Origin of the sequence: Agrobacterium sp. NPDC089420, from assembly GCF_044900305.1 — a bacterium.
Classification (GTDB): Bacteria; Pseudomonadota; Alphaproteobacteria; order Rhizobiales; family Rhizobiaceae; genus Agrobacterium.
Window position 1 is genome coordinate 295,048 of record NZ_JBJDMY010000004.1, and the last position, 23,639, is coordinate 318,686.

26 protein-coding genes are annotated in these 23,639 nt (G+C 62.1%); 16 read left to right on the forward strand and 10 right to left on the reverse strand.

The genetic code is table 11. From position 1 onward, the window contains the following. Positions 1-30 precede the first annotated feature (30 nt). Together ACI2KA_RS08180 and ACI2KA_RS08185 are read right to left on the reverse strand one after the other, a co-directional pair. Positions 31-453: a YciI family protein gene (locus ACI2KA_RS08180; RefSeq protein ID WP_065115109.1), complete on the reverse strand. Its 423-nt coding sequence runs from the start codon at positions 451-453 to the stop codon at positions 31-33. Positions 454-554: 101 nt separating this feature from the next. After that, positions 555-1,001, reverse strand: a complete 447-nt coding sequence (locus ACI2KA_RS08185) for a MarR family winged helix-turn-helix transcriptional regulator (protein WP_404500911.1) — start codon at positions 999-1,001, stop codon at positions 555-557. Positions 1,002-1,150: 149 nt separating this feature from the next. On the opposite strand from ACI2KA_RS08185, the gene ACI2KA_RS08190 reads away from it, so the two are divergent. The 3 genes from ACI2KA_RS08190 to ACI2KA_RS08200 all read left to right on the forward strand — a co-directional run bounded on the left by ACI2KA_RS08190 (position 1,151) and on the right by ACI2KA_RS08200 (position 3,275). Then, the gene (locus ACI2KA_RS08190; RefSeq protein WP_404500913.1) at positions 1,151-1,879 is read left to right on the forward strand and encodes a DUF899 domain-containing protein; all 729 of its coding nucleotides are present in this window, start codon (positions 1,151-1,153) and stop codon (positions 1,877-1,879) included. Positions 1,880-1,905: 26 nt separating this feature from the next. Continuing rightward, positions 1,906-2,400 carry a DUF1579 domain-containing protein gene (locus ACI2KA_RS08195; protein WP_404500915.1) on the forward strand — a complete coding sequence of 165 codons (495 nt, stop codon included), beginning with the start codon at positions 1,906-1,908 and terminating at the stop codon, positions 2,398-2,400. Between the two features lie 95 nt (positions 2,401-2,495). Further along, entirely contained in the window at positions 2,496-3,275 is a 780-nt protein-coding gene (locus ACI2KA_RS08200) for a VOC family protein (protein WP_404500917.1), read from the forward strand. A 57-nt stretch (positions 3,276-3,332) separates the two neighbouring features. On the opposite strand, the gene ACI2KA_RS08205 is transcribed toward ACI2KA_RS08200, so the two are convergent. Together ACI2KA_RS08205 and ACI2KA_RS08210 are read right to left on the reverse strand one after the other, a co-directional pair. Next, positions 3,333-4,847 carry an ABC-F family ATP-binding cassette domain-containing protein gene (locus ACI2KA_RS08205; RefSeq protein WP_404500919.1) on the reverse strand — a complete coding sequence of 505 codons (1,515 nt, stop codon included), beginning with the start codon at positions 4,845-4,847 and terminating at the stop codon, positions 3,333-3,335. A gap of 517 nt (positions 4,848-5,364) precedes the next feature. Continuing rightward, entirely contained in the window at positions 5,365-6,936 is a 1,572-nt protein-coding gene (locus ACI2KA_RS08210) for a helicase HerA-like C-terminal domain-containing protein (protein ID WP_404500921.1), read from the reverse strand. A gap of 315 nt (positions 6,937-7,251) precedes the next feature. On the opposite strand from ACI2KA_RS08210, the gene ACI2KA_RS08215 reads away from it, so the two are divergent. Beyond that, entirely contained in the window at positions 7,252-7,644 is a 393-nt protein-coding gene (locus ACI2KA_RS08215) for a hypothetical protein (RefSeq protein WP_404500923.1), read from the forward strand. 144 nt (positions 7,645-7,788) lie between these two features. Here ACI2KA_RS08215 and ACI2KA_RS08220 read toward each other — a convergent pair whose 3' ends face one another. Next, complete coding sequence (locus tag ACI2KA_RS08220; protein WP_404500925.1) at positions 7,789-8,220, reverse strand: winged helix-turn-helix transcriptional regulator; 432 nt, start codon at positions 8,218-8,220, stop codon at positions 7,789-7,791. Positions 8,221-8,323: 103 nt separating this feature from the next. On the opposite strand from ACI2KA_RS08220, the gene ACI2KA_RS08225 reads away from it, so the two are divergent. The 3 genes from ACI2KA_RS08225 to ACI2KA_RS08235 all read left to right on the forward strand — a co-directional run bounded on the left by ACI2KA_RS08225 (position 8,324) and on the right by ACI2KA_RS08235 (position 10,851). Further along, positions 8,324-9,082 carry an SDR family oxidoreductase gene (locus ACI2KA_RS08225; protein ID WP_404500927.1) on the forward strand — a complete coding sequence of 253 codons (759 nt, stop codon included), beginning with the start codon at positions 8,324-8,326 and terminating at the stop codon, positions 9,080-9,082. 70 nt (positions 9,083-9,152) lie between these two features. Further along, the gene (locus ACI2KA_RS08230; RefSeq protein WP_404500929.1) at positions 9,153-9,959 is read left to right on the forward strand and encodes an AraC family transcriptional regulator; all 807 of its coding nucleotides are present in this window, start codon (positions 9,153-9,155) and stop codon (positions 9,957-9,959) included. 280 nt (positions 9,960-10,239) lie between these two features. Next, positions 10,240-10,851, forward strand: coding sequence for a LysE family translocator (locus ACI2KA_RS08235; RefSeq protein WP_404500931.1), 612 nt, complete (start codon positions 10,240-10,242; stop codon positions 10,849-10,851). A 24-nt stretch (positions 10,852-10,875) separates the two neighbouring features. Here ACI2KA_RS08235 and ACI2KA_RS08240 read toward each other — a convergent pair whose 3' ends face one another. Further along, positions 10,876-11,703 (reverse strand): aldo/keto reductase, encoded by an 828-nt coding sequence (locus ACI2KA_RS08240; RefSeq protein WP_404500933.1) that lies wholly within the window; start codon positions 11,701-11,703, stop codon positions 10,876-10,878. 216 nt (positions 11,704-11,919) lie between these two features. On the opposite strand from ACI2KA_RS08240, the gene ACI2KA_RS08245 reads away from it, so the two are divergent. Further along, entirely contained in the window at positions 11,920-12,627 is a 708-nt protein-coding gene (locus tag ACI2KA_RS08245) for a helix-turn-helix transcriptional regulator (RefSeq protein WP_404500935.1), read from the forward strand. A gap of 48 nt (positions 12,628-12,675) precedes the next feature. After that, positions 12,676-13,044, forward strand: coding sequence for a VOC family protein (locus tag ACI2KA_RS08250; protein ID WP_404500937.1), 369 nt, complete (start codon positions 12,676-12,678; stop codon positions 13,042-13,044). 168 nt (positions 13,045-13,212) lie between these two features. Here the strand turns inward: ACI2KA_RS08250 and tam are convergent, their stop codons facing one another. After that, positions 13,213-13,983: a trans-aconitate 2-methyltransferase gene (tam, locus tag ACI2KA_RS08255; RefSeq protein WP_404500939.1), complete on the reverse strand. Its 771-nt coding sequence runs from the start codon at positions 13,981-13,983 to the stop codon at positions 13,213-13,215. A 499-nt stretch (positions 13,984-14,482) separates the two neighbouring features. Here tam and ACI2KA_RS08260 point away from each other — a divergent pair, with 499 nt between their 5' ends. Both ACI2KA_RS08260 and ACI2KA_RS08265 read left to right on the forward strand, forming a co-directional pair. Then, positions 14,483-15,364, forward strand: coding sequence for a branched-chain amino acid aminotransferase (locus tag ACI2KA_RS08260; protein WP_404500941.1), 882 nt, complete (start codon positions 14,483-14,485; stop codon positions 15,362-15,364). 168 nt (positions 15,365-15,532) lie between these two features. Then, positions 15,533-17,890, forward strand: coding sequence for a methyl-accepting chemotaxis protein (locus tag ACI2KA_RS08265; RefSeq protein ID WP_404500943.1), 2,358 nt, complete (start codon positions 15,533-15,535; stop codon positions 17,888-17,890). Between the two features lie 217 nt (positions 17,891-18,107). On the opposite strand, the gene ACI2KA_RS08270 is transcribed toward ACI2KA_RS08265, so the two are convergent. After that, positions 18,108-18,989, reverse strand: coding sequence for a LysR family transcriptional regulator (locus tag ACI2KA_RS08270; RefSeq protein ID WP_404500945.1), 882 nt, complete (start codon positions 18,987-18,989; stop codon positions 18,108-18,110). A gap of 96 nt (positions 18,990-19,085) precedes the next feature. Between ACI2KA_RS08270 and ACI2KA_RS08275 the strand changes: the two genes are divergently transcribed. Continuing rightward, a complete protein-coding gene (locus ACI2KA_RS08275; RefSeq protein WP_404500947.1) occupies positions 19,086-19,628 on the forward strand; it encodes a GNAT family N-acetyltransferase in 543 nt (180 codons plus the stop codon). A 64-nt stretch (positions 19,629-19,692) separates the two neighbouring features. Here the strand turns inward: ACI2KA_RS08275 and ACI2KA_RS08280 are convergent, their stop codons facing one another. After that, on the reverse strand, positions 19,693-20,049 hold the full coding sequence (locus ACI2KA_RS08280) for a hypothetical protein (protein WP_404500949.1): 357 nt from the start codon (positions 20,047-20,049) through the stop codon (positions 19,693-19,695). Here ACI2KA_RS08280 and ACI2KA_RS08285 point away from each other — a divergent pair. The 3 genes from ACI2KA_RS08285 to ACI2KA_RS08295 all read left to right on the forward strand — a co-directional run bounded on the left by ACI2KA_RS08285 (position 20,048) and on the right by ACI2KA_RS08295 (position 21,833). Then, entirely contained in the window at positions 20,048-20,176 is a 129-nt protein-coding gene (locus tag ACI2KA_RS08285; RefSeq protein WP_404500951.1) for a hypothetical protein, read from the forward strand. The genes ACI2KA_RS08280 and ACI2KA_RS08285 overlap by 2 nt on opposite strands. Positions 20,177-20,269: 93 nt before the next feature. Then, a complete protein-coding gene (locus ACI2KA_RS08290) occupies positions 20,270-20,872 on the forward strand; it encodes a superoxide dismutase (RefSeq protein WP_404500953.1) in 603 nt (200 codons plus the stop codon). Between the two features lie 109 nt (positions 20,873-20,981). Further along, positions 20,982-21,833, forward strand: a complete 852-nt coding sequence (locus tag ACI2KA_RS08295) for a metallophosphoesterase (protein ID WP_404500955.1) — start codon at positions 20,982-20,984, stop codon at positions 21,831-21,833. A gap of 229 nt (positions 21,834-22,062) precedes the next feature. Here the strand turns inward: ACI2KA_RS08295 and ACI2KA_RS08300 are convergent, their stop codons facing one another. Beyond that, positions 22,063-22,782, reverse strand: coding sequence for a helix-turn-helix transcriptional regulator (locus tag ACI2KA_RS08300; protein WP_404500957.1), 720 nt, complete (start codon positions 22,780-22,782; stop codon positions 22,063-22,065). A 133-nt stretch (positions 22,783-22,915) separates the two neighbouring features. Here ACI2KA_RS08300 and ACI2KA_RS08305 point away from each other — a divergent pair, with 133 nt between their 5' ends. Next, positions 22,916-23,545, forward strand: a complete 630-nt coding sequence (locus ACI2KA_RS08305) for a LysE family translocator (protein ID WP_404500959.1) — start codon at positions 22,916-22,918, stop codon at positions 23,543-23,545. The last annotated feature ends 94 nt before the right edge of the window (positions 23,546-23,639 follow it).

Here is a 23,639-nt window from a genome sequence, read left to right on the forward strand (position 1 = left end):
GTTCGGGTCCGGCCGTAAGCCCGAGCCTCGCTACTGCTTGCCCACCCGGGCGCGTAGTTCTTCCACATGTGCTGCGATTTCCGGTGTCACCGCATCGCCGAAGTCTTCCATCTCGAACAATGGCCGGATTTCGATTTCGCTGCGCTCCAGCATCGGGTTGGGACAGCGTTTCACCCAGGCCACCGCCTCATCCATGTCCTTTACATTCCACAGCCAGAAGCCGGCGACCAGTTCGTTGGTGTGCGGGAAGGGGCCGTCGACGACCGTGCGGCTGTCGCCATCGAAAACGACCCTCTTGCCCTTGGAGGAGGGGTGCAGGCCGTCGCCGGACTGCATGATGCCGGCATTGACCAGTTCCTCGTTGAATTTTCCCATTGCCTCCATGAGTTCAGTCGTTGGCATGACGCCATCTTCGCTGCTTTTGGTGGCTTTTACAAAAACGATTGCACGCATGATCTTTCCTCCTGGATTGCGCTTCTCGGATAGTTTCATCCTCCGGCGCGACGGCCTGATGACATTCTGGCCGATAAAAGTGGCGTCACGCCGTCGTCCTGTCAGCCGAGATCGATAAGATCGCGGCGCAGCCGGTCAGGGTCGCCGCTGCCGATTTTCGCCTCGATTTCGGCATGGGTCTGTTCCCAGATGGGAAAGGCCGCCGCAAGCACGGCCATGCCATCCGCCGTCAGCCGCAACCGCTTGCCGCGCTTGTCTTTCGGGTCCTGTTCGATGCTGACCAGCCCGCGCCGCGTGAGCGGCTTCAATGCCGCCGTCAGCGTCGTGCGGTCCATGGCGAGAAGATGGGCCACCGGCCCCATCGGCGGCGGCTCCGGCCGGTTGAGCGACATCAGCAGGGAAAACTGGCCGTTATTGATGCCAACAGGCTTCAGCGCGTTGTCAAACAGTCGCGCCAGCGCCCGCGCTGCACGCTGCGCATGCAGGCAGAGGCAGGCGTCCCGCACGAAAAGAGTCGTCGAAAAAGGAATCACGCTGGCGTTTGACATGGGATAAATATGTTGATATCAACCTAATTAGTCAAGAGGAACTTGATGCTCTGCTGACGGTTTATTGGCTTTCAATGCAGACATAGGCGGCGCCCACCGGGACAGCGGAGCGGTGCCGCGGTGAAAGACGGATTCAAGGAGGAAAGATCATGTCTCATCCCGTCGTTTCCAAGGAGGAGTGGCTTGCGGCCCGCCGCGATCTGCTGGTGAAGGAAAAGGAACTGACCCGCGCCCGTGACCGGCTGAACGAAGCCCGGCGCGCATTGCCCTGGGAAGAGGTGACGAAGGATTATATCTTCGACGCGCCTTCCGGCCCGAAATCGCTGAAGGAACTGTTCGGCAATTGCAGCCAGCTCATCGTTTATCATTTCATGCTGGCGCCCGACTGGGAGGAAGGCTGCACCGGCTGTTCCTTTTTCGCCGACCATGTCGACGGCGCGCTGATCCATCTCAACCACGGCGATGCGGGTTTCGTCGCCGTCTCCCGCGCGCCGCTTGAAAAGATCGAGGCCTACAGAAACCGCATGGGCTGGAAATTCCCCTGGGTTTCGGCGGCGGACAGCGACTTCAACTATGATTATCAGGCTTCGTTCCGCGACGAGGATATCGAGGGCGGGGCGATCACCTATAATTACCGTGAGATCGAGCCGATGGGCGATCTGAAGGACCTGCACGGCATCAGCGTTTTCGCCAGGGGCGAGGACGGCAAGATCTACCACACCTATTCCACCTATGCCCGCGGCGCGGAGCAGACGCTCGGCACGCTGATGCTGCTCGATCTGGTGCCAAAAGGCCGTAACGAAGAGGGCGTAATGGATTGGGTGCGCCGGCACGACCAATATGAGGATGCGCCGAAAGCTGCGTCCTGCTGCCACTGAAACGGACGCAAGAGGAGGAGACAACAATGGAAATGGAAAGCGCCAAGCCGCAGAAGGAACACGAATTCCTGTCGAGGATCGTCGGCGACTGGGTCATGACTTCGAGCTCCGGCCATGAGGGATATGACCCCGATGATCCGCAACAGCGCTTCACCGAGACGGTCCGTTCCGTCGGCGGCCTGTGGATCATCGGTGACGGCGCCGGCAAGATGCCGGACGGGACCGAGATGACGGCCGTGATCACGGTCGGCTTCGATCCCGCCAAGGGCAATTTCGTCGGCAGCTGGGTCGGCTCGATGATGACCAATCTCTGGGTCTACCGCGGCTGGCTCGAAGAGGACGGCAAGACCCTGACGCTGGAAGCCGAAGGCCCGGCCTTCGACGGTTCCGGCCGCACCGACACCTATCACGACGTGCTGGTGCTGCATGATGACAATCACCGTAGCTTTTCCGGCAGCGTCAGGCAGCCGGACGGCACCTTCAAGACCTTCATGACATCCGAATTCCGGCGCAAGGCATAGGGCCTGCCGGAATTTGCCGGAAGCGCAGGCGCCGCCGCACCCCGCGGCGGGCGATGCCGCAAACAGAGACGCCCAAATCTCCGGAGGAGACGACAATGTCCGATACACATGGAAAATTCATCTGGGTCGAGCTGATGACGCCTGACATGGAGGCGGCCGCCCGCTTTTATGGTCATGTCGTCGGCTGGCAGACCAAGGATTTCGGTTCGCCGGAAATGCCCTATCTGGTGCTGGAGGCCGACGGCAAAGGCATGGGCGGCGTCATGGAACTGATCGAGGAGCACAAGGGGCAGGGCATCCCGCCGAACTGGACCGCCTATGTCGATGTCGACGATGTGGATGCGACGGCGGCGCAATTTGCGGCAAAGGGCGGCGCCATCCGCCGCCCGCCACAGGATATTCCGGAAATCGGCCGTTTTGCCGTGGTAGCCGATCCCTTCGGTGCGGTGCTGTGCATCATGACGCCGCTGCCGATGGACACCGGCGGTTTTCCCGAGGATATGCAGGCCAAGCAGGGCCATGTCGGCTGGTACGAACTCTTCACCGACAATGTCGATGAGGCCATGGCCTTTTACGCCGATGTGTTCGGCTGGACCAGGGACCATGATTTCGACATGGGCGAGATGGGGCCGTATCGCATCTTCGCCCATGGCGGCAAGGGCGTTGGCGGCATGATGAAACGCATGGCGGAAATGCCCGTCTGTCATTGGGGCTATTATTTCAATGTCGATGGCATCGAGGACGCCGTTACCCGTGTCAGCACCGGTGGCGGCAAGGTCTTCAACGGTCCGATGGAGGTTCCCGGCGAAAGCTGGATCGTCAACTGCATTGATCCGCAGGGCGCCTATTTCTCGCTGGTATCGCAGAAGAAATAAGAATATCCGCCCCTCCCGCCATTCAGCCGGCGGGAGGGGCAATCGTTTCGGGACGCGTCAGGCGGAGGCGAAAAACGCTTCGGGATCATCGACCTCCACCAGCCGGCGTTTGTCGATCAGCCAGAAACGGTTTGCGACCGCCCGCACGAAGCTCCGGTCGTGCGAGACAAGCACGCAACTGGCCTCACGCCCGGTGATTTCCCTCTCCAGCGCTTCCTGCCCCTCGATGTCGAGATGGTTGGTCGGCTCGTCCAGCAGATAGAAGTTCGGCTCGGTCAGGCGCAACATCAGCATGGCGAGCCGCGCCTTCTGCCCGCCGGAGAGCGACGCGACACGGCGTTTCTGCATTTCCATGTCGATGCCCGCACCCGCCAGCAAGCCATGCGCACGCTGGTCGCCAAGGTCGAAGCGGCGTGTGATGAGCGCAAGCGGCGTGCGCTCGCCGTCGATGTCGGCGAGCGACTGGTCGATATATCCGGCCACCAGCGAGGGCGTGGCCTTGATGCCCTCGACCGCCTCGCCGTCAGCCGCCACCGCTGCCTTCATAAGCGAGACCAGCCGCGTCTTGCCGACGCCGTTACGGCCAAGAATGACGATGCGGTCGCCCTGGCGAATGAACTGCCGGCCGGTGCGCAACAGCAATGTTCCGTCCGGTGTCGAGACGGGGATATCCTCCAGCGTCACCAGAACCTTGGCGTGCGTGCCGCGATTGGCGAGCTGGATCTTTCCGGCGGATCGCTCCTGATGGGCGGGCCGCGCTTTTTCCTCCAGCTTCTCGGCGCGCTCGCGCAGCTGCCTGGTCTTGACGGTCAGGAGATCGCTGCCGGAATTGATGCCGATATTGTTGAGCTTCGCCGCCTGCCGGCGCAATTGCTGCACGGTCTTCATGTCGCGTTCGAAACGCCGTTCATCGGCGGCGTCCTCCTCTTCCAGCGCCCTTCGCGCATGGCCATAGGGCAAGCGGAAGAGCGAGGAATTGTCCGGCCGCAGGAACAGCGTGGTTTTGGTGACATTGTCGAGAAAGGCGCGGTCGTGGCTGACGGTGACTACCGCCGTATCCCGCGGCAATTGTTGCAGAAACCCTTCCAGCATCCTAATCTTTTCGAGGTCGAGATGGTTGGTCGGCTCGTCGAGAAGGAGAATATCCGGCGCGGTGATCCATGCCCGCGCCAGCATGGCGAACCGCTGCCAGCCGCCGCTCAGCGCCTGCAGCGGGCGGTGGCGATAGCTTTCCGGCACCGCCATGTCGTCGAGGATGATATCGGCGCGCCAGCTGTCGCTGTCGATCACATCCGCCGGCAGGGCGGACAGCACCGCCTCGCGCATGGTCGTTTCCAGAAGGGCCGGGGGCAGGTGCTGGTGGACGATGGACTGCGTCAGCCCGCGCAGCCGGGTGATATCACCGCTGGTGGCATCCAGTTCCCCGGCCAGGCAATTGAGCAGGGTGGATTTGCCGCAGCCATTCGCGGCCACGATGCCGATACGGTCTCCCGCATGAATGGTGAGGCTGAGATTGGAAAAAAGCGGTTTGCCCAGAATGATTCCGAGGTTTCGAAGCGTGATGAGGGTCATGATTTATCTCTGGCGGCACGGGCCATCGACGAAGGCGCGCCTGCGCCGTGCGGGCAGGGGCGACCGGTTCGCGATGATCCGTCGTGAAAATAGGCGCGATGGCAGACGAGCTGCGTTCCGCGCGGCCTTTAGGGCAAACCAGAGATGTCGTCCGTCCGGTCAGCCCTGCAAACGCATCTGCAGGGCGGAAAGGTGGCGGATCTGGCGGTAGCGCCAAAAGCAGGAAATATCCATGCGAAGCCTCCTTTCCGATACGGGTTGAACTGTTGGATGATTAGCAGCGGCGGCGACGGGAGGCAATGGGTTTTGCGGCCGGCCGGAGTGATCGGGCGGCGCCACGGCGCGGCATGTTTCTTCTCCCCGCCGGCGAGACGGTGGCCGGAAGGGTCGGATGACGGGGCGACGGCAGAGATATGCGCAGAGCTCGGCGCCTTCATCCCGCTGCCGCGGGCTTCTCCCCTCAGGGAGAGGAAACACGCGGCGCGCACCCGACCCTTATAGGTGCTTCAAGCCATATTTACCGCTTCAAGCTCCCCAAAATCCCGCGCACGATCGCGCGTCCCACCGAGGTCGCGACTGAACGGGCGGCGCTTTTCATCGCCGCCTCGATCACCGTTTCGCGCTGGTAGCCGGTCTTGCGCGTGCCGCCATTGCGCGCGCCGGTGGAGGCCTGTTTGGGCTCTTCGTCGCCGAAACCGGGCAGGCGCCAGCGTCCGGAAGCGTTGTCGGACTGGTTGGCGGCGTTTTCCTCTTCGGCGCGCTTGGCGGCCTCTGCTTCGGCTGCTTTCTGGGCGCGGGCGGCGAGGATTTCGAAGGCCGATTCCCGGTCGATATCCTTGTCATATTGGCCGGCGACGGGGCTCACATCGATCAGCGATTTGCGCTCCGCATCGGTGAGCGGCCCGACACGGCCCGATGGCGGGCGCACGAGGGTGCGTTCCACGATGGAAGGCGCGCCCTTGTCATGCAGGGTCGAAATCAGCGCCTCGCCGGTGCCGAGCGTGGTGATGGTGTCGGCGGTGTTGAAGGCCGGGTTCTGGCGGAAGGTGTCGGCCGCGGTGCGCACCGCCTTCTGTTCCCGCGGCGTATAGGCTCGCAGCGCGTGCTGCACACGATTGCCGAGCTGTGCGAGAACGGTTTCCGGCACGTCGAGCGGGTTCTGCGTCACGAAATAGACGCCCACGCCCTTGGAGCGGATAAGCCGAACGACCTGTTCCACGCGTTCCACCAGCACCTTCGGCGCGTCGTTGAACAGCAGGTGCGCCTCGTCGAAGAAGAACACCAGACGCGGTTTTTCCGGGTCGCCCACTTCCGGCAGTTCTTCGAACAGTTCCGAGAGCATCCAGAGCAGGAAAGTGGCGTAAAGGCGCGGGTTCATCATCAGCCGGTCGGCGGCGAGAACCGAAACCGTGCCGCGTCCGTCCGTACCCACACGCATGATGTCGGCGATCTTCAGCGCCGGTTCGCCGAAGAAATTGGCCGCACCCTGCTGTTCGAGAACCAGCAGCCCGCGCTGCAGCGAACCGACCGAGGACTTGGAAATCAGGCCGAACTGGTTGGAAAGCTCCGTGGCGTTTTCGCCCATGTAGTTCAGCAGCGATTGCAGGTCTTTGAGATCGAGCAGCGGCAGCCCGCCCTGATCGGCGATCTTGAAGGCGATGTTGAGCACGCCTTCTTGCGCTTCCGAGGCGTCCATCAGCCGGGCGAGCAGCAGCGGCCCCATTTCGGCGATGGTGGCGCGCACGCGATGGCCTTTTTCGCCGTAGAGATCCCAGAAGATGACGGGCGACTTGCCGTAGGAAAAATCGGTGAAGCCGATCTGCTCGGCGCGTTTCTGCACCCAGTCTTTCGCTTCGCCCTCGGCCGCGATGCCGGAAAGGTCACCCTTGATATCGGCGCAGAAGACCGGAACGCCGGCCTTGGAAAAACCTTCGGCGAGAACCTGCAGCGTCACGGTCTTGCCCGTTCCGGTCGCGCCGGTGATGAGGCCATGGCGGTTGCCGAATTTCAGTTCCAGATATTCGCCCTTGTTCAGGCTGTCGTCCGGATTGCGGCTGGTGCCGATATAGAGCTGTCCGTCCTGCAACATCGACCATTTTCTCCTGCGGCTGACGCATGACCCTCAAAATCCCGGTGGATTTCGCAACGGCCATGTCCCAATTAAAAGCGTAACTGGCATTCCGTGACCCTTCCTCGCGGAAGCGGCCTTTTCATAGTTTGGTTGTGATGATCTTATAAGGACAGTTTCAAGGCGCAACAACTGCTTGATGGCGATGAAGAAAAACCGCCGGATGAAAGTTGCGGCGCCCGCCCGCCCGCCGCTTGAATGCGGCATCATATTGTTTTACGTTGACGTTAACGTCAGTTATTCGGTGTTGGCGTCGTTTTTCAACAGGAGGCAAGAATGAACGAAGTCGTGGATCAGATCGCCGCAAAGGCGGGCATTGACCCTGAACTGGCCGAAAAGGCCGTTGGCATGATTCTCGGTTTTCTCCAGCGCGAAGCGGCCGACGGCCCGATCGCCCGGATGATCGAAGCCATCCCCGGCGCCAGCGATCTGGTCGCCCAGTATAATGGCGAGGGCAGCGGCGGCGGCGGTTTGCTCGGCGGCCTGATGAGCGCCATCGGCGGCGGCGGCATCATGGGTCTTGGCCAGCAGCTGATGAGCCAAGGCCTCGGCATGAGCGAGATTTCCACGCTCGCCAAGGAAACCATCGCGGTGGCCCGCCAGCATGCGGGCGATGAGGTTGTCGATCAGGTGATCGCCTCGGTTCCGGGCCTCAGCCAGTTCGCCTGAGGTATTTTTCGACTTCCCTCATCCCTGTGACATCCCCGGGCTTGTTCCGGGGAACGGGAATGAGGGTGGGGGAGGCTGCGCTGACGTATCCACCTTTTGTGTCGTTTACAGCGGCTCGCTTTGACGCGCCCGCACGTGTGCGATTTATTCAATAGCAGGGCGCGGCGGCTGTTCGTTGAACCGCCGCCGCGCCTCTTCTATTTCGGCATGGTGCGTTTCCGCCCATATCCACACGCCGCAAAAGGCGCTGCCCAGCGTGCGGCCGAGTTCAGTCAGGTCATAATCCACATGCGGCGGAATGACGGGATGCACGGTGCGGCGCACCAGCCCGTCGCTTTCCATTTGCCGGAGCGTTTTCGTCAGCATCTTCTGGCTGATATTGCCCACCTGCTTGCCGATCTGCGTGAAACGCATCGTGCCGTGCTCTTCCAGCACTTCCAGTATGAGCATCGTCCATTTGTCGGCCACTTTCGCAATGATGTCCTGAACCAGCGCCTCTATCACCGGATCGGTATCCGTGGGCGGCGGAACCTTGCGCCGGCTCTCTATGGCCGGGTCGGCGGCGTGCCGTTTCATCTTACACTCTCCATTGGGTAAGTATAAATCTTTTGGGTGCCTACTTTCGATTGGAGAGTATAATAGCTAACTTCCTTTCAGCCAACAAGCAAAGGATGCTCCCATGAAAATCGCGGATAACACCATTCTCATCACCGGCGGCGGTTCCGGCATTGGCCGGGCGCTGGCGGAAGCCTTTCATCAGGCCGGCAACAGGGTCATCATTTCCGGCCGCCGCCAGAGCGTGCTGGACGAGGTGACGGCCGCCAATCCCGGCATGGCCTCGATGGTGATGGATGCGACGGATGCCGCGGGCATCCGCGCTTTCGCCGAAGCTCTGGTGCAGGCCCATCCCACCCTCAACGCCGTCATCAACAATGCCGGCATCATGCGGCCTGAAGACATCGCCGCCGCGCCGGACTATCTGGAGACAGCCGAAGAAACCATAGCCACCAATCTCCTCGCACCCATCCGCCTGACGGCGGCGCTTTTGCCGCATTTCCTGAAACAGCCCGCCGCCACCGTGCTGACGGTTTCCTCCGGTCTCGCTTTCGTGCCCATGGTGCTGACCCCCACCTACAGCGCCACCAAATCGGCCATCCACGCCTATTCGGTCGCGCTGCGCGAGCAGCTGAGGGAGACGCCGGTGGAGGTCATCGAAATCGTGCCGCCCTATGTGCAGACGACGCTGATGGGCGAGGGCCAGGCGAGCGATGAAAGGGCCATGCCGCTCGACGCCTTCATTGCCGAAGTGATGGATATTCTCAAGAACCGCCCGGATGAGAAGGAAGTGGTGGTCGAACGTTGCAAGCCTTTGCGTTTTGCCGCGCAGAACGGCAATTTCGATCAGGTCTTCGCCATGATCAACCATATGCATCCTTGAGCGCCGGCATCTGTCGCATAGGTACATCCTGTGATAGCGTCGCGCTCTTATCCGCGGAGCGCGCGCTTTCATGGCCCAAGGCCGGTTCCTGATGCCGAAAACCACCATGCCCGGCGTCGCCGCCGTGGCGGCGGATAGCGATCGCGCCTTTCCGCGCCACATGCACGATCAGTTCGGCATCGGCCTCATCGAACGCGGCGCGCAGAAATCGCTGTCCGGCCGCGGCATGGTGGAGGCGGGCGCCGGCCATGTCATCACCGTCAATCCGGGCGAGGTCCATGACGGCATTCCGCTCGGGGAGGGTGGCCGCGCCTGGCGCATGCTCTATCTCGACATCGATATCGTCCGCGATGCCATTGCCGATGTCTGCGAGAAGGATCACGGCTCTTTCGAATTTCCCTATCCCGTTGATGCAAGGCCTTTGGCAAGGCGGTTCAACGCTGTGTTTTCAGCCATGACGGCAAAGGAACAGCCGGGTGAAACGCTTCATGGCGACGAGACCCTGCTGATGCTTCTGGCGGGAGCAATGGAGACCGTGGCGAAATCGCCTGCCATGGCTGCGCCCGACCCCATAAGACGCGCGAAAAGCAGTATCGATGACGACCCCGCCCGGCCGTTCCGGCTCACCGATCTGGCCGGGCAGGCCGGCATGAGCCAGTTCCGCTTCCTGCGCGCTTTCGCCAGGACCACCGGGCTCACGCCGCACAGCTATCTTCTCCAGCGGCGCATCCATCTGGCGCGCCACGCGCTGGCCGGCGGCACGCCGCCCGCCGAGGCAGCCTTTGCCGCCGGTTTTGCCGACCAGAGCCATCTCAACCGGGTTTTCGTGCGGCAATTCGGGGTGACGCCGGCGGTTTATCGGGCGGCGCTTTCGTAAGGCAGGTTAGGCAAAAGGGGAACGGCCTTGTGCAGCAGCCTTGGGTTCCAAGGGAAGCGCGGGACGCACCTCTCCCCCTCATTCCTGTGACAAGCACAGGAATGAGGGGGAGAGGAGTGAGCTGGAATGAACGGAACCGGACGGGACCGGACTAGGTCGGCACCGTAGCCTGCCACTTTGGCACCGGCTTCCAAGCACCAATGCTGCAATTTCATCCAAGACACCCGCCCGGCGCATCATCATGCTCCAGTCCTTCACCCCAAAAGGACAATCTCGCATCATGACACCCGAATTCCTCATCACCTCCTTCATCGTCGCCGCCTCTCCCGGCACCGGCGTGGTCTACACGCTGGCCGCCGGTCTTTCGCAGGGGGCGAGGGCGAGCGTCATCGCGGCCTTCGGCTGCACGCTCGGCATCGTGCCGCATCTGCTCGCCGCCATCACCGGCCTTGCCGCGATCCTGCACACCAGTGCGCTGGCCTTCGGCGTGGTCAAATATCTGGGGGTCGCTTATTTGCTCTACATGGCGTGGAACACGCTGCGGCAGGACGGCGCGCTGACGATCGACGATACCGGGGAGCCCCGGAAAGCCGCGCGCGTCATCGGCGAGGCGATCCTGATCAACCTCCTCAATCCGAAACTGTCGATCTTCTTTTTCGCCTTCCTGCCGCAATTCATCGCGCCTGACGAGGTTTCGCCGGCGGGGCGCATGATCGATCTCGGGCTGATCTTCATGGCCATGACGTTTCTGGTCTTTGCGCTCTATGGCTGTTTTGCCGCCTCGGTCCGGCGTCAGGTGATATCCCGCCCGGCCGTCCTCGCCTGGCTGAGGCGCAGCTTCGCCGCCGCCTTCGTGGCGCTGGGTGCGAAGCTGGCCCTGATCGAGAGATAAACGGGACCGAATGGCCCCGCCGCCTCAGTCGTCCCAATCGGGCGCGAGGTGGCCCGGGCTGACGATGCGGCCATTCGGTTTTGCAAGCGCATGGATCGCCCGCATTTCCTCGTCCGACAGCGCGAAGTCGAAAATATCGAAATTCTCCTTCAGGCGGCTTTCCGTCGCCGTCTTGGAAAGCGCCACGATATCGGGCTGCTGCACCGCCCAGCGCAGGGTCACCTGCGCGGCGGTCTTGCCGTGTTTCGCGCCGATATCCTTGAGCACGGGATCGTTCGGCACCTTGCCGTCGGCCATCAGATAATAGGCGGTCACCGAAAGCCCGTGCTTGCGCGCGGCGGAAATCACCTTCGTCTGGTCGAGATAGGGGTGATATTCGATCTGGTTGGTGGCAAGCGGCGTATCGGACAGTGTCACCGCCTCTTCGGTCAGCGCCACATTGAAGTTGGAAATGCCGATATTGCGCGCCTTGCCGGCCTTGCGCACCGCGTTCAGCGCGCCGATCCGCTCGGCAAGCGGCACCTCGCTTTTCGGCCAGTGCAAAAGCAGCAGATCGACATGGTCGGTCTTCAGCTTTGCAAGGCTTTCATCGACGGAGGCGAGAAAATCGTCGTGGCGGAAGCGGTCCACCCAGACCTTGGTGGTGAGAAAGATATCGTGCCGGGAAATGCCGGACTGTGCGATGACCTCGCCGACGGCGCCTTCGTTCTTGTAGACCTGCGCGGTATCGACATGGCGGAAACCGAGTTTCAGCGCTGCCGGCAAAATGCGCCGCACATCATCTTCCGGAATGCGGAAGGTGCCGAAACCCAGGGCGGGAATATTCGCGCCATTCGCGCTGACGTCATACATGGGATGTCTCTCCTGCTTGCTGAAAACATGGCCGGTGGAAAATGCCGGGCGGGAAGCCGTCTTCCATTAACTGGTATCGAAGCGATCGGTTTCAAAGCGTTTCGACGCAATTGTCCAGGCGTGCCATTGCGGGCGGTGCTGCGCGGCGATAACAGTCGGATGCAGAAGATCATAGTGCGGTGTGGATTTGAACAGGCGGACGGGAGGAGATATCGCATGTCGCGCTCACAACGGCTTCTCGACCTGTTGCAGGTCCTGCGCTCCCGCCGCATGCCGGTCAGCGGCGCGGTTCTTGCCGCCGAGACCGGTGTCAGCCTGCGCACGCTCTACCGTGACATAGCGACACTTCAGGCGCAGGGCGCCGATATCGCGGGCGAGGCGGGCGTCGGTTATGTGCTGCGCCCCGGCTTCCTTTTGCCGCCGCTGATGTTTTCCGGGCAGGAAATCGAGGCGCTGGTGCTGGGCTCGCGCTGGGTCGCGGGCCGCGCCGATGCCGGGCTGGCCGAGGCCGCCTGCGCCGCGCTCGTCAAGATCGCCGCCGTTCTGCCCGATGGCCTGCGCGAGGAACTCGACAATTCCACGCTTCTCGTCGGGCCGGGACAGGGTCCGGTGGCCGTCCATGTCGACCTGGCGGCCATTCGCGAGACCATCCGCAGGCAGGACAAGGTGGCGATGACCTATCGCGATGAAAAGGGAGAGCTGACGGAGCGGGTGATCTGGCCGTTTGCGCTCGCGTTTTTTGATCTGGTGCGGGTGGTGCTGGCGTGGTGCGAGACACGGCAGGATTTCCGCAGCTTCCGGGCCGACCGCATTGAAAGCTTCCGTCCTCTGGACGCCCGCTACGGCCGCCGCCGCCAGGCCCTGCTGAAAGAATGGCGCGAGCGCGAAAAACAGCGGCGACGCGGTCATGCTGACAAAAACTGACAGCATAGGGGTCTAGAAACCGTTCATTCGCAACACAGGAGAACGACCATGACCCACCCCGATTTCACCATTCTCTATGTCGACAATCCGCCGGCCAGCACGGAATTTTACAAGGCTCTTCTGCGGGCCGATCCCGTTGAATCCTCCCCGACCTTTTCCCTGTTCGTGCTTGCCAATGGCATGAAGCTCGGCCTCTGGTCGCGGCACACGGTGGAGCCGAAGGCGGCGGTGACGGGCGGCGGCGGCGAGCTTGCCTTCCGGGTCGAAAACGATGCGCAGGTGGACAGGATTTTTGCGGACTGGAAGGCTAGAGGCATCGCCATTCCACAACAGCCGACGCGCATGGAATTCGGTTACACCTTCACCGCGACCGACCCCGACAGCCATCGCCTCCGGGTCTATGCTTTCGCTGGCTAGGCAGGCTGAGTTCAGGCCTCGGCCAGATCCAGGGCAGGCCTCCGCGCGCTCCTCATCGCTGTTCCCCGCAACAAGTCTAAGGATGTCGCAGGCGCGCGCCGGCCGACGCGCACCGCAATGAGGGTGGGATGCACCCGAATGCGACAATCGCTTGCCGCATCTTATGCCTTACGCCTTCACCGCCACCACGAAAAGCCGGGGGAAGCGCAGCAGCAGCCGGCCGTCGGCCATGGGCGGATAGGCCGCCTTGATACGCTGCGTATAATCGGCGAGGAAAGCGTCACGGTTTTCCTCGCCGGCGGCGGCCAGATAGGGGCGCAGCCCCGTGCCCTTCACCCATTCCACGATGCTTCCGGCATCCTTCATCGGATGATTGTAGATGGTGTGCCACACATCCACACGGGATGATTTCGGCGCCAGCGCGTTGAAATAGTCGGACGGCGCGGGCAGCGGCTTGCGCCGCAATCTGCCGCCGGCAAACGTGTCTTTCCACGGGCCGCCCGCACCGGTTTCCTCCATGGCGCGATGTGTCGGCTCGTCGAGATTGTCCGGCATCTGCACCGCCAGGACGCCGCCGCTTTCCAGCTGGTCCATCAGCTGCGCAAGCACGGCAAGATGATCGGGCACCCATTGGAAAACCGCGTTGGCGTAAAGCAGGTCGGCCTTCTGCGCCGGCCGCCAGTCGGAAAGATCGGCCTTGCCGAAGCGCGTATTCGGCAGCCGGTCCGCCGCCTTTTCCAGCATGTCGTCGTCGCTGTCGATGCCGGTAATGACATTGACGCCGTAGCGGTCGGTCAGAAGCTCGGTGGAATTGCCCGGCCCGCAGCCGAGATCATAACCGTTCAGCACCCGCTCCAGCGGCACCTGGGCCAGAAGGTCCCGCGCGGGACGCGTCCTCTCGTCCTCGAATTTCAGATATTGCTGGGCCGACCATGCCATGATTTCCTCCTGCCAGAGCATGTCGGGTAAATCGGCGCGGCGGTTTACGTCCGGACAATGCGTAAGAATAAAAACCGCAATACGGCCGGCGATTCCGCTTGAAGCGGAGATGCGCCGAAGCGTTGCGGCCCCTCAAGCATCGCATGGGCGAAATCTACCCGCCATCATCCGACGCATGAATTATTGTGATGAACCTATTCATCAACCTTTTGTTTCGCCTCATAAAACATCTTTTCCGGGGCGTCACTTTGTTATTTTCCATCAAAATCAGAAATCGCGGCAATTAAAACTTGACCTCGCCCGGCCGGAGGCATTCACTCCGGCCGATTTTCCAAAGCATGTCCAGCAAAGTGTAAAACGGTTTTACGTCCGGAGATGCGCAGGGAAGAAACAACCCATTTCCGGCAGAAGTGTAAAACCGTTTTGCGCCCGGAAATGCGACCAGAGAAAAAGACGGAGCGTTTTCGCCAGGCGCAAACGCTGAAGACAGGAGACCGTAATGAGCGTCGATACCGCCCCCCGATCAACCACCTGGACCTATGTTGACGGTCAATGGCTGCCCGGCAATCCGCCGCTCATCGGCCCGACCTCGCATGCCATGTGGCTGGCCTCCACGGTGTTCGACGGCGCGCGCTGGTTCGATGGCGTGGCGCCCGATCTCGATCTGCATTGCCAGCGTATCAACCGCTCGGCCGCCAATATGGGCATGAAGCCGACCATGACCGCGGAAGAGATCGAGGCGCTGGCGCTGGAAGGCGTCAAGAAATTCGACGGCAAGATGGCGATCTACATCAAGCCGATGTATTGGGCCGAACATGGCATGCCCGGCAGCGTCGTTGCGCCGGACGCCAATTCCACGCGTTTTGCCCTGTGCCTGTTCGAGGCGCCGATGGATGCCGGCAAGCCGCTGACGCTGACGGTGTCGCCATTGCGCCGTCCGTCGCCGGAAACCGCCATGACCGACGCCAAGGCCGGCAGCCTTTACCCCAATAGCGGCCGCGCCATTCTGGAAGCCCGCTCGCGCGGTTTTGACAATGCCCTGATGCGCGACATGAACGGCAATGTCGCCGAATCCGCTTCGGCCAACATCTTCATGGTCAAGGACGGCGTCGTCCTGACCCCGGTTCCGAACCGCACCTTTCTGGCCGGCATCACCCGTTCGCGCGTGATCGGCCTCCTGCGCCAGGCCGGTTTCGAAGTGCGGGAAGCGACGCTTTCGGTCGAGGATTTCCGCGAGGCGGACGAAATCTTCTGCTCGGGCAATTATTCGAAGGTGTCGCCGGTGGTGAAGCTCGATGACCGCGAATTGCAGGCCGGCCCCGTCGCCCGCAAGGCGCTCGATCTCTACATGGACTGGGCGCGTCTCGGCGCAGACGTTTAAGGTCGGGTAAATCCGTTTTTCGAGAGGCCGCGGCGGGCTTGCCTGCCGCGGCCTCTCGTTTGGAGAGTCCATGATTTCCCGTAAAAATCGAGGGGGAATTTAATCCAATTTTAGAGGACCACGCGCTAGCTTGCGGCATTATCGATTTGGGCTAGTGGGGGCCGCCAAATGTCTTTCAGCATACGCAATATACTTGTGGGCTTTTTTCTCCTCGTCGGCATCGCGCTGGCCGGCTTCGTCGGCAACGGCATGCTGCAATCCGTGCAGCGCGCCCGCAGTTTTTCAGAGGTGGCGCAGCTCGTTTCGCTCGACAGGCTGCTTTTTAACGCCTTGCTGAACTTTCGCAGCGAGCGCGGCAACAGCGCCTCGGCGCTGACCGTCGATCCGGCCAAGACGGCCAATACCATCGCCAGCGTCCAGGCGTCGCGCCAGAAGGTGGATGCGGCCATGCAGGCCTTCCTTGAACAGTCCGCCGCGCTCGACCAGACCGGCCTTCAGACGCCGCTCGGCCGCGTGAAGGATATTTACGCGCAATTCCTGGAGCTGCGCAAAAAGGTCGACGCTAACGTCACCCTGCCGCTCGACCGTCGCGAGAACGGGTTGGACAAGACGGTGCTTTCACTCGGTCAGGAGTTTCTCACCGCGCTTGAAACGGGATCGACGGCGGTGGAAGGCGAGGTCCGTTCGCTGGACCAGGGCCTGACCGGGCTCATCCAGTTGCGGTCTTACGGCTGGTCGGCGCGCGCGCTCGGCGGCAGCGCCACCGTCGTCATCAATGCGGTCGTGGCCCAGCAGCGGCCGCTGACCCCGCAGGAAACCCAGCAGCTCGGCAATTTCGATGCCGGTGCGGCCTTTGCCTGGAAAGCCACCGGCGACCTCGTCGCGCATGAATCGACGCCGCAGGCGTTGAAGGATATCTATGCCGTGGCCGACCGGACCTATTTCAAAGGCGATTTCGTCACGCAGCGTGCGAAGTTGATCGACGACCTGAATAATGGCCGCCCGCCGGCCTTCACCATCGACACCTGGCGCAATACCGTCACGGCCAATCTCGATACGGTTGCGAAGATCGCCTCCGAAGCGATGGATATTCTCAATGCCAATGCCGAAAAGGCCAGGCAGGACGCCTTTGTCGGCGCGCTGATCTATCTCGCGGCCTTCCTCCTGACCCTCGGCGTCTGCATTCTCTGCCTCGGCGTCATTATCGGCCGCGTCACCCGCCCGATCAGCCATCTGACCCGGGCGATGATGGAATTGTCCAGCGGCAACCTCACCATCGATGTGCCCGGCGCCCGGCGGGGCGACGAAATCGGCGAGATGGCCCGCGCGGTGGAAGTCTTCCGCGAGGCTGCCATTCGCAACCGCGAGCTGGAGGCGCAGGCGGATGCCAATCGCGACAGGGCCGAGCGTGACCGTTTCGAATTGCAGCGACGTGCCGAGACCGAAGCCGAGGACCGGCTCAACCAGGCAACCGCTTCGCTGGCGGGCGGCCTGCGCCGTCTCGCCTCCGGCGACATGGTCTGCGAGATCGCCACGCCGCTGGCGCCGCAATTCGAGACGCTGCGGCATGACTTCAACAGCTCCGTCGTGCAGCTGCGCGAGGCGCTGGCCAGCGTCGGCAACTCCGTGCAGGCGGTGAATGGCGGCGCGCACGAAGTGTCGTCCGCATCCGACGACCTTTCCCGCCGCACCGAGCAGCAGGCCGCCTCGCTGGAAGAGACCGCCGCGGCGCTGGAGGAGATCACCGCCAATGTCACCGCCACTTCGAAGCGCACGAGCGCCGCGCGCGACACGGTGCGTGAAGCGCGCACCAAGGCCGACCTTTCCGGCAAGGTGGTGCGTAACGCCGTCTCCGCCATGGAACGCATCGAAGATTCGTCGCGCCAGATCGGCCAGATCATCGGCGTCATCGATGAGATCGCTTTCCAGACCAACCTGCTGGCGCTGAATGCCGGCGTCGAGGCCGCAAGGGCGGGCGAGGCCGGCAAGGGCTTTGCCGTCGTGGCGCAGGAAGTGCGCGAACTGGCGCAGCGTTCCGCCAATGCCGCAAAGGAAATCAAGCAGCTCGTCAACGCCTCGGCGGTCGCCGTCGGCGAAGGCGTGAAGCTGGTCGCCGATACCGGCATCGGCCTCTCCGAGATCGAGCAGCTGGTGCTCTCCGTCAACAGCCACATGGACGCCATCGCCACGGCGGCGCAGGAACAGTCGGCAGGTCTCTCCGAGGTCAACACCGCCGTCAATCACATGGATCAGGCCACGCAGCAGAATGCCGCCATGGTCGAGGAAATGAATGCCGCCGGAGCGGGGCTTGCGCAGGAATGCGCCAACCTGCAGGCGCTGCTGGCGCAATTCCAGCTCGGCCAGCAGACCTTGACGTTACGGGAGACGGCCCGGCAGATGCGGCGCGCCGCAAGTCCTGTGCGCGCTCCGGCCGCACCGGTCGCCGCGCCGCCGCGGCCCCGCCCCATGGCCAAGCATGGCAATGCGGCGCTGGCCGTGAAGGGTGATGACTGGACGGAGTTCTGACTTCGCAAATCCAGCCCCCGTCATCCGATGGCGCGGGTTCGCCACACTCGCCGTCCTCGCTTCCAAAGGCGGTGTATGGAAACTTTTCCGCCGTCATCCCCGGGTCAAGCCCGAGGAAGACGGCGGAGGTGGTGACAACGGACCGTGCTCCCCCTGCTTCCCCGCAATGGCGTCAGTCTCGTTCAACGGCGGCTGGCGGCCTTCAGAAACATCGGCCTCAGACTTTCCGCACATCCGGCAGCGCGGCGGCAAGTGCCCTGAGCGGCGCCGTCATATGTTTGTCACGCCGCATCGCCAGCGCGATCCGGCGCTCCAGCGGCGGCTCCAGCGCGCGCCATTCAAGCCCGGATGCCGCGCCTTCATGCTCCATCGCCATGCGCGGTACGATGGCGACCCCAAGCCCCGCACCCGCGAGTTTCTTGATGGCTTCGACGCTGCCAAGCTCCATGGCGGGCTGCACGGTTCGGCCGCTCCCTGAAAACCATTGGTCCACCAGCCGGCGCGTATTGCCGCCTTCGTAGAGCAATAGCGGCTGTGTCGACAGCGTCTCGGCATTCAGCGTCTTTTCGCCTTCGCCGCGCGGGAAGACCGCGACGAGCTCGTCAAGGTGGATTTCGCGGATATCGAGGCTGCGGCCGCTGGCGGGCAGGGCCACCACCGCCGCGTCGATCGTATTGGCCTCCAGAAGCCGAAGTATATCGTGGGTATTGCCGGTCTGCACCACGATGTCGATGCCGGGCATCGCCTGGCGGATGCGGCTGAGCACCGGCGGCAAGAGATAGATGCAGGCGGTGGCGCCCGTGCCGATGCGCAGCCGTCCGGTTGCGCCGCTGCGATGCGGCGCGACGGTCTCGATGGCATGCGCCACCTCTTCGGCAATCCGTCTTGCATGGATGAGGAAATCCCGGCCGGCCGCCGTCGGTTGCGCACGCCTGCCGACCCTTTCGATCAGCCGCACGCCGAGCTGTTTTTCAAGCAGCCTGATATGCAAGCTGATGGCCGGCTGCGTCAGCCCGGCCTTGTCGGCGGCAGCGGAAAAACTGCCGAGATCGGCCACATCCATGAAGCTGCGCACCTGCCTGAGATCGAGGTCCATCATCAAAGAAAACCTTATCGTTTGTATAAGACAGATAATCTTTATTTTGGCTGCGTCGCAATGCACAATAACGGCGTGAATGATCCGCAGGACAAGAGAATGACCCTTTCCACCGCCTCCAGCCTTTTGATCCGCCCCTGTGAAGAGGCGGATATTCCAGCCATTACCGAAATCTACCGGGATGCCGTACTCTATGGCCGCGCCAGCTTCGAGATCGATCCGCCGGCGGTGGAGACGATGGCCGAGCGCCGCCGCCTACTGGTGGAGGGCAATTACCCCTATCTCGTCGCCGAATGCGACGGAAAGGTAGCCGGATATGCCTATGCCGGTGCCTATCGTGCCCGCCCGGCCTATGGCGCGGCGGTCGAGGATTCCGTTTATATCGATCCGGCCATGAAAGGCTTGGGCATCGGCCGCAAGCTGCTCGAGGCGCTGATCGCGGCGGCCACCGCGCGTGGCTTCCGCCAGATGATCGCCGTCATCGGCGACAGCGCCAATGCGGCGTCAGTCGGCGTCCACCGCGCCGCCGGTTTCGAGCATGTCGGCACCTTCCGGTCCATCGGTTGGAAACACGGTCAATGGCTGGATACGGTGCTGATGCAGCGCGCTCTCGGCGAGGGCGACACCACGCCGCGTTTCTGAATCCCGGGCGGGACGGCGAAAAACGCGAAAGGTTTCACCTGAAATGTCGCCGTCACCTGATGGCTCAGGGCTTTGTGGAGCCGGGGATTTCAACCTTCAGCGTATCGCCGGCAAGCTCGCTGCCCAGCTCCACGGCCTTGGTCTTCTTGTCATAGACGCAGATATGGCTGACCGTCGCATCCGTGCCTTTCGCCTTGCCGGTAAGGATCGCCAGACCGTAATTCTCGCTGCCGACGGGATCGACCACCGCCTTGGAGTCCTCGATCATGTCCTTTGCTCCGGCAAGGCAGGCGGTCTGCACATCGGCCACGAATTCCTTCCACGCCTCATCGGAGGACGCCGCGGCGGGGAGCGCAAGCGATGACAAGGCGCCGACGAGGATGACGGAGCGGATCGCGAGGCGTGGGAGGAGACGGGTCATGGAATTTCCTTCCTGCAATTTCGGCAAAAGAGAACCGATAGGGTGGAAAACGGTACGCCAGGGTTGTGAAACAAATATGGTGGCGGCGCTGTTGAGAGGAATTTTCTCTTTTGTCGGAACATTTTGATATTTCGCAGGTTGCCCAAATTGAGGTTCGCTCCTATGGTCCGCTCACACGGTTTCTAGGAGCGGTAACCCGCTGCAAAAAGGAGTAAAAACCATGGCCTTCGAACTTCCCGAACTCCCCTACGACTACGACGCGCTTGCACCCTACATGTCGCGCGAGACGCTCGAGTTCCATCACGACAAGCACCACAAGGCATATGTCGACAACGGCAACAAGCTTGCGGCCGAAGCCGGTCTTTCCGACCTGTCGCTCGAGGAAGTCGTGAAGAAGTCCTTTGGCACCAATGCCGGTCTCTTCAACAATGCGGCCCAGCACTACAACCACGTCCATTTCTGGAAGTGGATGAAGAAGGGCGGCGGCGGCAACAAGCTGCCGGGCAAGCTGGAACAGGCATTCGCCTCCGATCTCGGCGGTTACGACAAGTTCAAGGCCGATTTCATCGCTGCCGGCACCACCCAGTTCGGCTCCGGCTGGGCATGGGTTTCGGTCAAGAACGGCAAGCTTGAAATCTCCAAGACCCCGAACGGCGAAAACCCGCTGGTTCATGGCGCTGATCCCATCCTCGGCGTCGACGTATGGGAACACTCCTACTACATCGACTACCGCAACCTGCGTCCGAAGTACCTCGAAGCCTTCGTCGACAACCTCATCGACTGGGACTACGTCCTGGAGCGTTACGAAGCCGCTGTGAAGTAAGGCCTGCGGAACGGAATTTTCGAACACCCGGCGGTTACGCCGGGTGTTCTGCTTTCTGCGCCTCCACTTGTCACAAGCCTGTCATCAGCCGGGTTTATCGCGGCGCATCATGACTGAAAAAACTTTCCCTCTCTTCTCCTTCGGCATCGTCGCCGATCCCCAATATGCCGATGCCGATCCCCGTCCGGATATGGGCCGTTATTACGCCGAAAGCCCGAAAAAGCTCTCGGAGGCGATAGAAAGCTTCAACCGAGAAGACCTCGCCTTCGTGGTGACGCTCGGCGACATCATCGACCGCGGCTTTGAAAATTTCGATGCAATCCTTGCCGTTTACGATGGGCTTCGACACCGCTCGGTGCTGCTGCCGGGCAATCACGACTTCGCTGTCGCCGCCGAGCATCTGCCTGATATCCATGCCCGTCTCGGCATGTCCGCTCCCTGGCATGATTTCGCCATCGGGGATATCCGCTTCGTGGTGCTTGATGGTAACGAGGTCAGCCTTTTTGCCCCGCCGCCCGGCGATCCGCGCCGCGCAATCGCGCAGGACCGGTTGAAGGGTCTCAAGGATGCGGATGCGATCAATGCGCAGGAGTGGAACGCCTCGCTCAGCGACGAGCAATTCGAATGGTTGCGGACTGTTCTGGAAAAGGCGGATGCGGCGGGCGAAAAAGTGATCGTGCTGTGCCATTATCCCGTCTATCCGGAAAATGCCCACAACATGTGGGACGCGCCGCGCATCCTCGATCTCCTCGGCCGCCATCCGTCGGTCGCCGCATGGTTCAACGGCCATAATCACGAGGGCAATTACGGCCTGCTGGGCGCCACCCACTTCGTGAATTTCAAGGGCATGGTGGATACGCCCGACCAGAACACCTTCGCCATCGCCGATGTCTTTGCGGACCGGATCGTCATTCGCGGTTTTGGACGCGAGGAGGATCGGGTGCTGGAGTATTTGCGGTAGAAGTGCTGCCTTGCTGTGATGCCGGACCTCTCTCGAAGCCCTCATTCCTGTGCTTGTCACAGGAATCCAGCCAGCCCAAGTCCTTGGGCTGAAAAGAGTCCTCTCGCCGCGCAGACGCGCGTCGACTGGATTCCTGTGACAAGCACAGGAATGAGGGCAGAGAGGGGTGCTCCGACACATAACAGAGGCTGCGCGCTGCACTAAATCTCGTGCTCGTCGCACCGCCAGCTCAATCTGCCGCGCGTTCCGGAGTTCTGTTTCCCAACTGGTTGCTTTGCCAGCCGCTCATCCACACTTGCCGCAGCTTCTCGCCTTCCAGCTTGAAGAAGCTGCCGGTCGTTTCGCAGCTCAGCACCCGGTCCGAGCGGAAGTTGCGGATGGCCTGCCGCAGCTCGCACCAGGCGACGATGTTCACCGTCTGCGAATAATAGATCACCGCAATCGGGCGAATCCGCCGTTGCGTTTCCGCACCGGTTTCGTCGCGATAGCCGATATCCAGCCGTTCCTCGTCGCGCACCGCCCGCCTGACCGTGGCAAGATCGACGCCCGCCGGCGCCGGCGCGATGATGCCCCAGGCGTGCAGGGCATTGGCGCAGAGCGTCTTCGACAGCGGTTCGGGCAGGGAGGCGACGATCTTGTCGCCGGCCTTTTTTGCCGCCCGCCGCAATTCGGTATCGCCGATGCGGTCGACCATGGCGAGTGCGAGCACGATCGCCTCCGTTTCCTCGATGGAAAACATCAGCGGCGGCAGGCTGAAGCCGGGACGCAGGATATAACCGACGCCGCGCTCGCCTTCGATGGGCACGCGCATGGTCTGAAGCGCGGCTATGTCGCGATAGACCGAACGTGCCGTCACCTCCAGCGTTTCGGCAATCGTCTGGGCGGTAACGGGCCGGCGCGCCAGCCGCAGGATCTGGATGATCTCGAACAGTCTCGATGCCTTGCGCATTGCCGCCTTTCCCTGTGGCCCCGCCAGGCAACTGACATAACGCTGTCAGTTGGGTTTTCTTATAAACGGAAAAACACATTGAGAAACAGGGGTTTTCCCGAATGTGTCATGGATCGTCTGGGGAGATACTGACATGAGTTACGCCGAAAATCTCTGGCTTTTCTTTCTCGTCCTGTTCGGCATCATCATCCTGCCCGGCATGGACATGTTGTTCGTGCTGGCAAGCGCGCTGACGGGCGGCAGGAAAACCGGCCTCTCGGCTGCAAGCGGCATGAGCGCCGGCGGCATCGTGCATTCGCTTTATGGCGCGGCCGGCGTCGGCATGCTCGCCGCCTGGATGCCGTCGCTGTTCCTGCCGCTTCTGATTGCCGGGGCTGCCTATATGGTCTGGATCGGCATCGGCCTGATGCGCAGCGCCATCGTCGTTAATGGCGGCGAGGCGCAGGCGGGCGCTTCGGTGAGAACGGCGTTCTGGCGGGCGGTGCTGACCTGCCTCTCCAACCCGAAGGCCTATCTGTTCATGATGGCCGTCTATCCGCAATTCCTCAAACCGGCCTATGGCCCGATCTGGATGCAGGGGCTGGTCATGGGCGTGATGGTGGCGGCGACGCAGTTTGCCGTCTATGGCGCGCTGGCGCTGACGGCGGATAAAAGTCGGCAATGGCTGGTGTCTTCGCCCGGCGCCACCATCTTCATCGGCCGCGCCGCCGGTTTCATGCTGGTTGCCGCAGCCCTGCTGACACTTTGGGAGGCCCTGTCCTAGACTTCTGTTTTCACGATAAAATTCACCGCAATGTGACTTCTTTTCGCCTTGCGGACAGGGCATCCTCGCGCTGTTCCATCAAGCCTCCGGCCCC

What these genes read in the sequence shown, in the direction of transcription:
- ACI2KA_RS08280 (WP_404500949.1), bottom strand. Translation starts at nt 20,049, where the DNA reads ATGACCCGTCTCCTCCCACGCCTCGCGATCCGCTCCGTCATCCTCGTC.
- ACI2KA_RS08260 (WP_404500941.1), top strand. Translation starts at nt 14,483, where the DNA reads ATGAGCGTCGATACCGCCCCCCGATCAACCACCTGGACCTATGTTGAC.
- ACI2KA_RS08285 (WP_404500951.1), top strand. Translation starts at nt 20,048, where the DNA reads ATGGAATTTCCTTCCTGCAATTTCGGCAAAAGAGAACCGATAGGGTGG.
- ACI2KA_RS08225 (WP_404500927.1), top strand. Translation starts at nt 8,324, where the DNA reads ATGAAAATCGCGGATAACACCATTCTCATCACCGGCGGCGGTTCCGGC.
- ACI2KA_RS08200 (WP_404500917.1), top strand. Translation starts at nt 2,496, where the DNA reads ATGTCCGATACACATGGAAAATTCATCTGGGTCGAGCTGATGACGCCT.
- ACI2KA_RS08245 (WP_404500935.1), top strand. Translation starts at nt 11,920, where the DNA reads ATGTCGCGCTCACAACGGCTTCTCGACCTGTTGCAGGTCCTGCGCTCC.
- ACI2KA_RS08230 (WP_404500929.1), top strand. Translation starts at nt 9,153, where the DNA reads ATGGCCCAAGGCCGGTTCCTGATGCCGAAAACCACCATGCCCGGCGTC.
- ACI2KA_RS08275 (WP_404500947.1), top strand. Translation starts at nt 19,086, where the DNA reads ATGACCCTTTCCACCGCCTCCAGCCTTTTGATCCGCCCCTGTGAAGAG.
- ACI2KA_RS08210 (WP_404500921.1), bottom strand. Translation starts at nt 6,936, where the DNA reads ATGTTGCAGGACGGACAGCTCTATATCGGCACCAGCCGCAATCCGGAC.
- ACI2KA_RS08195 (WP_404500915.1), top strand. Translation starts at nt 1,906, where the DNA reads ATGGAAATGGAAAGCGCCAAGCCGCAGAAGGAACACGAATTCCTGTCG.
- ACI2KA_RS08295 (WP_404500955.1), top strand. Translation starts at nt 20,982, where the DNA reads ATGACTGAAAAAACTTTCCCTCTCTTCTCCTTCGGCATCGTCGCCGAT.
- ACI2KA_RS08250 (WP_404500937.1), top strand. Translation starts at nt 12,676, where the DNA reads ATGACCCACCCCGATTTCACCATTCTCTATGTCGACAATCCGCCGGCC.
- ACI2KA_RS08190 (WP_404500913.1), top strand. Translation starts at nt 1,151, where the DNA reads ATGTCTCATCCCGTCGTTTCCAAGGAGGAGTGGCTTGCGGCCCGCCGC.
- ACI2KA_RS08235 (WP_404500931.1), top strand. Translation starts at nt 10,240, where the DNA reads ATGACACCCGAATTCCTCATCACCTCCTTCATCGTCGCCGCCTCTCCC.
- ACI2KA_RS08265 (WP_404500943.1), top strand. Translation starts at nt 15,533, where the DNA reads ATGTCTTTCAGCATACGCAATATACTTGTGGGCTTTTTTCTCCTCGTC.
- ACI2KA_RS08185 (WP_404500911.1), bottom strand. Translation starts at nt 1,001, where the DNA reads ATGTCAAACGCCAGCGTGATTCCTTTTTCGACGACTCTTTTCGTGCGG.
- ACI2KA_RS08240 (WP_404500933.1), bottom strand. Translation starts at nt 11,703, where the DNA reads ATGTATGACGTCAGCGCGAATGGCGCGAATATTCCCGCCCTGGGTTTC.
- ACI2KA_RS08180 (WP_065115109.1), bottom strand. Translation starts at nt 453, where the DNA reads ATGCGTGCAATCGTTTTTGTAAAAGCCACCAAAAGCAGCGAAGATGGC.
- ACI2KA_RS08215 (WP_404500923.1), top strand. Translation starts at nt 7,252, where the DNA reads ATGAACGAAGTCGTGGATCAGATCGCCGCAAAGGCGGGCATTGACCCT.
- ACI2KA_RS08305 (WP_404500959.1), top strand. Translation starts at nt 22,916, where the DNA reads ATGAGTTACGCCGAAAATCTCTGGCTTTTCTTTCTCGTCCTGTTCGGC.
- ACI2KA_RS08220 (WP_404500925.1), bottom strand. Translation starts at nt 8,220, where the DNA reads ATGAAACGGCACGCCGCCGACCCGGCCATAGAGAGCCGGCGCAAGGTT.
- tam (WP_404500939.1), bottom strand. Translation starts at nt 13,983, where the DNA reads ATGGCATGGTCGGCCCAGCAATATCTGAAATTCGAGGACGAGAGGACG.
- ACI2KA_RS08270 (WP_404500945.1), bottom strand. Translation starts at nt 18,989, where the DNA reads ATGATGGACCTCGATCTCAGGCAGGTGCGCAGCTTCATGGATGTGGCC.
- ACI2KA_RS08300 (WP_404500957.1), bottom strand. Translation starts at nt 22,782, where the DNA reads ATGCGCAAGGCATCGAGACTGTTCGAGATCATCCAGATCCTGCGGCTG.
- ACI2KA_RS08290 (WP_404500953.1), top strand. Translation starts at nt 20,270, where the DNA reads ATGGCCTTCGAACTTCCCGAACTCCCCTACGACTACGACGCGCTTGCA.
- ACI2KA_RS08205 (WP_404500919.1), bottom strand. Translation starts at nt 4,847, where the DNA reads ATGACCCTCATCACGCTTCGAAACCTCGGAATCATTCTGGGCAAACCG.